Below are 6,841 nucleotides of genomic sequence, written 5' to 3'. Positions count from 1 at the left end.
CAGGCGGGGCGGCAGGTGCCTCGGCCGCCGGGGCCGGGGCGGCCGGCTCGGGCGCCTCGCCCTCGCCAGCGATCACCGCCAGCTCACTGCCGACCTCGGCAGTCTCGTCCTCGCCCACCACGATCCGGCTCAGCACACCGGCCGCAGGGGACGGGATCTCGGTGTCGACCTTGTCGGTCGAGACCTCAAGCAGCGGCTCGTCGACCTCGACCCGGTCGCCCTCCTGCTTGAGCCAGCGGGTGACGGTGCCTTCGGTGACGCTCTCGCCCAGCCGGGGCATGGTGACCGATACCGGCATGTTTCAAGACTCCTTCGTGGCCTTTACACATTGCCCGGCAGGCCAGCCGGGCAATGCCGATAGATTGGGCTCAGGCGTGTGCGTGCAGCGGCTTACCCGCCAGGGCCAGGTGCGCTTCGCCAAGCGCCTCGCCCTGGGTGGGGTGGGCGTGCACGAGCTGCGCCACCTCGGCCGGGTAGGCCTCCCAGTTGTAGATGAGCTGTGCTTCGGAGATCAGCTCGCCGACCCGCGCGCCGACCATGTGGATGCCCACCACCGGGCCGTCCTCGACCCGGACGAGCTTGACGTGGCCGGCGGTCTTGAGGATCTGGCTCTTGCCGTTGCCGCCGAGGTTGTAGTTGTAGGTCTTGATCTTGTCGGCGCCGTACTGCTCCTTGGCCTTCGCCTCGGTCAGACCGACCGACGCCAGCTCCGGCTCGGAGTAGGTGACCCGGGGGATGCCCGCCTCGTCGATGACCGTCGGGTTCAGGCCGGCAATCTCCTCGGCCACGAAGATGCCCTGCTGGAAGCCACGGTGGGCCAGCTGGAGCCCGGGGACGATGTCACCGACGGCGTAGACGTTGGGGACGTTGGTACGCAGCCGCTCGTCGGTCAGCACGAAGCCACGGTCCATCTTGACGCCCTGCTCCTCGTAGCCGAGGTTGGCGGTCGTCGGGCCACGGCCGACCGCGACCAGGAGCAGCTCGGCCTCCAGGGTCTCGCCGCCGGCGATGGTGACCTTGACGCCGGACGAGGTGCGCTCGACCTTCTCGAACGGCTTGCCGGTCCGGAAGCCGATCTTGCGCTTGCGGAACGCCCGCTCCAGGGCCTTCGACGACTCCTCGTCCTCGGCCGCCACCAGCCGGGGCAGGGCCTCGACGATGGTGACCTCGGCACCGAACGACCGCCACACGCTGGCGAACTCCACACCGATGACGCCGCCACCCAGCACGATCGCGGAGGTCGGAACCCGGTCGAGCTCAAGGGCGTGGTCGCTGGTGATGATCCGCTCGCCGTCGACCTCCAGGCCGGGCAGGCTGCGGGAGTAGGAGCCGGTGGCCAGCACCACGTTACGGCCGGTGTAGCGCTTGCCGTCGACCTCGACGGTGTTCGGTGCGACCAGCTTGCCGGCGCCCTCCACCAGGGTGATCTTCGAACCCTTGATCATGCCCTGCAGGCCCTTGTAGAGCCGGGCGATCACGCCGTTCTTGTAGGAGTTGACTCCCGCCATGTCGATGCCGACCAGCTCGGCCTTGATGCCGAACTGCTCGGACTCGCGGGTCTGGTCGGCGATCTCCGCAGCGTGCAGGAGCGCCTTGGTCGGGATGCAGCCATTGTGTAGGCAGGTCCCGCCGAGTTTGCCCTTCTCGATCAGCGCGACCGACAGGCCGAGCTGCACGGCCCGCAGCGCGGTCGCGTATCCGCCACTGCCACCGCCGAGGATTACGACGTCGAAAGTTGCGCCGTTCGGCTCGCTCACAGTTATCTCCCAGGTCGCTTCGCTGCTAACGAGGGTCATGCCGGGGTATGGGCATACTCGCCTCGGTCATCTTGTCACTTACCGCGCCCAGCCGCGCCACGAGGTGCCCAAGGACACGTCGAGCGGACGTACGCTTGCCAGAATCACGCTGGCGACCGGCGGTGTGGACGTCGGGGAGGAGTGGATCGGGTGGCCTGGTTTCGGCGACGCAAGAAGGCAGGTGCGGCAGCCGGAGATCGGCCTGCGAATCGGGCGGATCTCGACCATCTTGAGCAGTTCGTTAGGACACGACGAGGGGTTGAGGCCTTCATTGAGCCACGAACCACGGTGACCGAGACCACAGTGATGCTGATCGCCCACGACGGAGAGTGGACCCGACGCCGGATCGACGGGCCGGAGGGCGCCCGACGGTTCGCCCACCGGCTGGCCATCCCGATCTACGACGTGCGGCTGGTCGGCTACCCGCAGCGCATGCGCGACTTCAACGAGCGTCGCAAGCGCCGGCCGAGCTGACCGCCAGCCGCCCCGTCGTCCGTACCGGCCGCCGTCAGTCGTTGGCCGTGATGTCGTCGATCAGCGCCAACAGGGTACGCACCGGCACGCCGGTGCCGCCCTTGGTCCAGTGACCGGTCGGCTCACCCGCGTGGTAGCTGGGGCCGGCGATGTCGATGTGTGCCCAGGGCAGACCCTCGGTGACGAACTCGCGCAGGAACACCCCGCCCTGGAGCATGTGGCCGGCCCGGTCCATACCCGCGTTGACCTGGGAGATGTCGGCGACATCCGAATCCATGCCCTTGCGTACGTCGTCCGGCAGCGGCATCGGCCAGGTCGGCTCACCGACCGCGTCACCGGCGGCGCGTACCCGCTCGCACAGCTCGGGCGTGCCCATCACCCCGGCGATGCGCTTGCCGAGGGCGACCACCTGTCCACCGGTGAGGGTGGAGGTCTCGATCAGGTAGTCACAGCCGTCCGCGCACGCCCGGGCCATCGCGTCGCCCAGGACCATCCGGCCCTCGGCGTCGGTGTTGAGCACCTCGACCCGCTTGCCGTTGAACATCGTGACCACGTCACCGGGCCGGTAGGCGGTGCCGGAGACCATGTTCTCGGCGATCGGCAGGTACGCGTTCACCGCCACCGCCGGCTTGAGTTTGGCGATCGCCAGCATGGTCGCGGCGACCGCCGCCGCACCGGCCATGTCGGACTTCATCTCCCACATGCCCTGCGCCGGCTTGATCGACACACCACCGGTGTCGAAGGTGATGCCCTTGCCGACCAGTGCGACCCGCTTCACGTCGCCGCCGGAGACCTCCGGCTCGTACGACAGCTTCACCAGCCGGGGCGGTGCCTCCGACCCCAGTCCGACGGCGAGGATGCCGCCGTAGCCGCCGGCGGCCAGTGCCGTCTCGTCGAGCACCTCGACGGTCAGCCCGGCCTGGCGGCCCGCCTCGGCCAACGTGTCGGCGAACGACGGCGGGCGCATCTCGTTGGGCGCGGTGTTGACCCAGTCGCGGGTGAGCAGTACGGCGTGGGCCGCCACCTGGGCCCGGATGATCTCCGCCTGCGCCGTCGCGTCCCCGGCGTCGGGCACGTGCACCGCCACCGAGGCGACGACCGGCCGACGGGTGGGCTGCGGCTTGGTCTTGTAACCGGCGAACCGGTACGCGCCGAGCAGTGCGCCCTCGGCGACCGCGCGGAGCGCGGCCGGCGCGTCGGCGTCGTCGGGCACCGGGAGGGTCAGGGCCACCCGCTCCGATCCGGCCAGCGCCCGGATCGCGGAGGCAGCCGCCCGACGCAGCGTCTCCGGAGCCGGGGCGGCACCCGTCGGCTCGGGGCCCAGGCCCACGGCGGCGACCAGCGGTGCGGTGACGGTGCCCAGGGTGGCCAGCTTGATCACCTCACCGGGGGAGCCGGTGGCGCCCAGCATGGCCAGGGTCTCCGTCAACCGACCATCGAAGGCGGCAGCGATGCTCTCCGCCCCGGTGGCCAGCAGAAGCGTGCCGGCGAAACCGGCGGTGGAGCCAGAGTCGGCGGCGATCGCGTCGCTGCTCCGGCTGTGCACGCCGATCACGATCGCGTCAACGGCAAGTTCGGCGGGGTCCGTGTCGACCAGGCTGAGGGTGGTGCTGGGCGATGTCACTCGGCGTCTCCGGCGGGCCTGGCCGGCCGCGTCATGAGCGGTCCGGCGATGATGTTCTCCGGCGCAACCTACCCGCCGGACGGTGTGCTGTCCCGCCGACTGCCAGTCGAGGGATCACGCCGATGCTAACCAGGCGCTGAAATGCCGGTAAGTTGCCACCCATGACCGACGTGACTGCCACCCCTGTTGCGCCGCGCCGTTCCCCGTTGCATGCACGACATGTGGAACTGGGTGCGAAGTTCGCCCCTTTTGGTGGCTGGGAGATGCCGCTGGAGTACGCCGGCGGTGGTGTACTGGCCGAACACAACGCGGTACGGGAGGCCGTCGGCGTATTCGACGTCTCCCACCTCGGCAAGGCCCGGGTGACCGGGGCCGGAGCGGCGGAGTTCGTCAACTCCTGCCTCAGCAACGACCTGGGCCGGATCGAACCGGGCCGGGCGCAGTACACGCTCTGCTGTGACGACGCCACCGGTGGCGTCGTCGACGACATCATCGCCTACCTGTACGCCGACGACCACGTCTTCCTCATCCCGAACGCGGCGAACACCACCGAGGTGGTACGCCGTCTGCGGGCGGCGGCACCGCCGTCGGTCACCGTCACCAACGAGCACGAGGAGTACGCCGTACTCGCCGTGCAGGGGCCACGCTCGGCAGAGGTGCTGGCCGCCCTGGGACTACCCACCGACCACGGCTACATGAGCTTCTCCACCGCCGTGCTCGACGGCACGGAACTGGTGGTGTGCCGTACCGGCTACACCGGCGAGCACGGCTACGAACTCGTCGTACCGGCCGGCTCGGCGACCGCGGTCTGGGATGCGCTCTTCACCGCCGGTGAGCCGTACGGCATCCGCGCCTGCGGCCTGGGTGCCCGGGACACGCTGCGTACCGAGATGGGCTACCCGTTGCACGGGCAGGACCTGTCGCTGGAGATCAGCCCGGTGCAGGCCCGGTCCGGCTGGGCGGTCGGCTGGGACAAGCCACGGTTCTGGGGGCGCGACGCCCTGCTGGCGGAGAAGACGGCGGGACCACGTCGCACCCTGTGGGGGCTGACGGCGGTGGGCCGGGGCATTCCCCGGGCCGGGATGAGCGTGTACGTCGGCGACCAGGTGGTCGGCGAGGTCACCAGCGGAACGTTCTCCCCGACCAACAAGGTCGGCATCGCGTTGGCGTTGTTGGACACGTCGGCCGGGCTCGGTGCGGACGCCACCGTCGAGGTGGACGTACGCGGGCGGCGTTGCGCGATGCAGGTGGTCCGCCCACCCTTCGTCAAGCCGTCGGTGAAGTAGCAGCCGTCGGTGCGGTAGCCGGCCGTCGGGGAGAAACGCTCACAGCCGGCGGTGGCGGAGCAGCGGACTACTGGTGTTCACCGCTGTCGAGTACGGCCTGGGTCCACCCGCCCTCCATGACTCCGCCACCGTCGAGTACCGCCCAGTCGACCACGTCGGAGGCGTCGATCACGACCGGGCAGCCGATCCGTACCGACGGGTCGGAGGCGGCGTCGCTGGCGCTGGCCCCGAGGATGCGTTCCGGACTCGACCACGAGGTCACTCCGGCCCAGACGAACTCGGGGCCGTCGTCGGTGGGGAGCCCGTACTTGACCACCAGTTGTGCGTCCTCGGGCAGCGCGCCGGTGAGGAACCGGTTCCGGATCTCGGGCAGGCCGTCGCGGGCGGTTGCGATGGCCCGGGCCATCGCGTCGCCCGGCCGGGCGTACCGGACGTCCGACTTGGCCGAGGCGAAGACGATTTCACACACCCCGGCGAAGTAGCGGTCGACCGGCCCGTCGTGCTCGCTCGGCGGACGCAGGCTCAGGAACGAGTCGGCCTCGGGATCGGTGGCCGGGTCGAGTTCCAGGCGCAACAGAGCCGGTGCGGTCGCGTCGTGGCGTTCCGAGTTGCCGTAGGCCACCGCGATGTCGTGACCGGTGACCGCGGTCAGTACGGGAAGCTGGACGAAGGCCGGGACCTCCTCGTCGGTCAGGCCGTCCACCCAGGCCCGGAGCAGGCGGCGGGCCGCACCGGTCATCACCGCGCCCCAGGCCCGGGTCAGATGGGCCGGCACGCCCTGGGCCTGCAACTCCAGCAGCCCGAACCGGCGCAGCCCCTTGGTGGTGAACCAGAGCCCGTCCTCGTCGGAGGAGTAGGGCACCAGCACCCAGTCGACCAGCCGCATCCGGCCGTCGGCGTCCGGCAGCGAGCGCAGCGCGCTGGCCGGGTCGAGGAACTGTAGGCCGAAGACGTCGACCAGGTCGCCGCCGACGACCTCGGCCATCGCGGCGGCCACCGTCCGCGCCGCCCACTCGTGCGCCGGTGGCCACCCGGGTCGGTAGGTGGCCTGGACGACCACCAGATGGGTGGCCGCCGCCAGCCGGGCGAGCTGTTCGTCGGTCGCCCCGAACGCGGTGAGCAGCTCGGGCGGCAGGCGGGGGAACTCCGACACCGGTCGGGTGTCGACCGTCATCAGGGGACTGTCGAGCATCTGCCGGGCGAGGTCGTGGACCGGGCCGGCGAGCCGACCGGCCAGCGCGTCGACGGCGGCTGCCGGGGACGTCTCCGGTGTGGCTGAGGTGGGTACCAGGTAGGTCGCGCTCAGCGTCTCCGGGACCGGGACGGGCAGGAAGTCGTCCGTGATCAGCATGTTGTGTCCCCGAGGAGGATGGCGGTGTTGTCGTGGCGAACGCTACTCGCGACGCGGCCCGAGGTCAGCCGGTCAGGACGAGTCCGAGGTAGACCAGCGTGGCGGTGATCTCGACAGACGCGCCCAGGACGTCACCGGTGACCCCGCCGAGCCGCCGTACGACGTGTCGCAGGAGCAGCAGTTCGATGGTGAGCGCGACGGCGACGGCCAGCGGCCCCTGCCACGGACGGCCCGGCACGGCCGGTACGGCCAGCGCCGCGACGGCGACCGTGGCCACCCCCAGGACGGGCCGGCTGACCGTGCCGGCGAC

7 protein-coding genes are annotated in these 6,841 nt (G+C 70.6%); 2 read left to right on the top strand and 5 right to left on the bottom strand.

All coding sequences use genetic code 11. The annotated features are described in order from the left end of the window. Both ACFQ4H_RS34340 and lpdA read right to left on the bottom strand, forming a co-directional pair. The coding region (locus ACFQ4H_RS34340) for a biotin/lipoyl-containing protein (protein WP_377579382.1) at positions 1-298 on the bottom strand (298 nt) is incomplete at its 3' end. Positions 299-368: 70 nt separating this feature from the next. Next, positions 369-1,796, bottom strand: a complete 1,428-nt coding sequence (gene lpdA / locus ACFQ4H_RS34335) for a dihydrolipoyl dehydrogenase (RefSeq protein WP_377579380.1) — start codon at positions 1,794-1,796, stop codon at positions 369-371. Positions 1,797-1,946: 150 nt separating this feature from the next. On the opposite strand from lpdA, the gene ACFQ4H_RS34330 reads away from it, so the two are divergent. Beyond that, positions 1,947-2,270: a hypothetical protein gene (locus ACFQ4H_RS34330; RefSeq protein WP_377579378.1), complete on the top strand. Its 324-nt coding sequence runs from the start codon at positions 1,947-1,949 to the stop codon at positions 2,268-2,270. Positions 2,271-2,304: 34 nt separating this feature from the next. Here the strand turns inward: ACFQ4H_RS34330 and ACFQ4H_RS34325 are convergent, their stop codons facing one another. After that, positions 2,305-3,894 (bottom strand): leucyl aminopeptidase, encoded by a 1,590-nt coding sequence (locus ACFQ4H_RS34325; RefSeq protein WP_377579376.1) that lies wholly within the window; start codon positions 3,892-3,894, stop codon positions 2,305-2,307. Between the two features lie 161 nt (positions 3,895-4,055). Between ACFQ4H_RS34325 and gcvT the strand changes: the two genes are divergently transcribed. After that, positions 4,056-5,180 (top strand): glycine cleavage system aminomethyltransferase GcvT, encoded by a 1,125-nt coding sequence (gene gcvT, locus ACFQ4H_RS34320; RefSeq protein ID WP_377579374.1) that lies wholly within the window; start codon positions 4,056-4,058, stop codon positions 5,178-5,180. Between the two features lie 67 nt (positions 5,181-5,247). Here gcvT and ACFQ4H_RS34315 read toward each other — a convergent pair whose 3' ends face one another. Further along, positions 5,248-6,531 carry a DUF2314 domain-containing protein gene (locus tag ACFQ4H_RS34315; RefSeq protein WP_377579372.1) on the bottom strand — a complete coding sequence of 428 codons (1,284 nt, stop codon included), beginning with the start codon at positions 6,529-6,531 and terminating at the stop codon, positions 5,248-5,250. A gap of 64 nt (positions 6,532-6,595) precedes the next feature. Then, positions 6,596-6,841: adenosylcobinamide-GDP ribazoletransferase (locus ACFQ4H_RS34310; protein ID WP_377579370.1), on the bottom strand; the 246-nt coding region annotated here is incomplete at its 5' end.

This window comes from Micromonospora sonneratiae (genome assembly GCF_042679305.1).
Taxonomy (GTDB): Bacteria; Actinomycetota; Actinomycetes; order Mycobacteriales; family Micromonosporaceae; genus Micromonospora_H; species Micromonospora_H sonneratiae.
This window is presented reverse-complemented; position numbering and strand designations above follow the sequence as displayed.

Coding starts and splice junctions, on each gene's coding strand:
- ACFQ4H_RS34315 (WP_377579372.1), bottom strand. CDS start 6,531: ATGCTGATCACGGACGACTTCCTGCCCGTCCCGGTCCCGGAGACGCTG.
- gcvT (WP_377579374.1), top strand. CDS start 4,056: ATGACCGACGTGACTGCCACCCCTGTTGCGCCGCGCCGTTCCCCGTTG.
- lpdA (WP_377579380.1), bottom strand. CDS start 1,796: ATGACCCTCGTTAGCAGCGAAGCGACCTGGGAGATAACTGTGAGCGAG.